Here is a 924-nt window from a genome sequence, read left to right as displayed (position 1 = left end):
AAGCGCCCGCTTTGGCGTTGGCCGCGCGCGCACAGCCGCAAGCGGCCGTCTCCGGAAGGCCTGGCGACGATGAAGGCTGGCGCGCGACAGCCCCAGCGCTGTGCAGGCGGCTGCGATCAAGCCGCTGCCCGGCTCCAGGGCCGCCACCGCGTCCATCAAGACTCGCCGTCGCTCGAAGCTGGGAGGCCCAGCAACACCGCAACTTTCCTAAGAAACACCCGTCTGGTCGGCGGCGCATTCGTCGGCTCGAAACAGGACAAAGCCCAACGACTTGGCCCGTCGTTGAAGGTTGCCTGGCGATTCCGACGAAGGCGCCCGTCTGTAACGGGATAACGCCGCCCGGGGATTCCGGGATAATGGCGCCCCCCTGTAACGGAATGATCCCGCCCGGGCGCCGCGTTCGTTGACCTACGAGTTTGTCTCACCTGTTCTGGTTTTGGGTCAAGCCGATTTGGCCTGTTTGCCGCGCGCGCGGCGCAAGCTTTCACCTGTGATCTCGATGCGATGGGCATTATGAACGAGGCGGTCCAGGACGGCGTCGGCGTAAGTTGGGTCTCCGATGACGTCGTGCCGGACAGTATTGTAGAACAGCACGGCGATTTTGCGCGCTGTGGCGGTGATTGCCTTCGATTTGCCAACGCGCGCGGACAGCCGGCGATAGAATGCGCCCAGCGCGGTGTCGGTTCGACCGACCGCCACCGCGGCGAGCCGCAGCAATGAAGCCGCTCGATTGCTGGTCCGCTGGGTCCTTGAGGACAGCACTTTGCCTCCGGAGATTTTATTGTGAGGAGCCAGCGCTAGCCACGATGTGAAGTGCTTTGCGCTCGGCCACGCCGCCAGGTTGGTCCCGCATTCCCCGACCAGCTTGAGCGCAAGGTACGACCCCAGACCGTGAATCTGAGTGAGGTCCACGCCCAGGATCGC

At 64.3% G+C, this 924-nt stretch carries 1 protein-coding gene; it reads right to left on the bottom strand.

The window, feature by feature from the left end; translation table 11 throughout:
• Positions 1-441: 441 nt before the first annotated feature.
• On the bottom strand, positions 442-924 hold a 483-nt coding region (locus MPC4_RS18160; protein ID WP_174513776.1), incomplete at its 5' end, for a transposase.

Origin of the sequence: Methylocella tundrae, from assembly GCF_901905185.1 — a bacterium.
GTDB classification, from domain to species: Bacteria; Pseudomonadota; Alphaproteobacteria; order Rhizobiales; family Beijerinckiaceae; genus Methylocapsa; species Methylocapsa tundrae.
The sequence above is the reverse complement of the archived record's forward strand: the minus strand, read 5'-3'. Positions and strand labels throughout refer to the sequence as shown.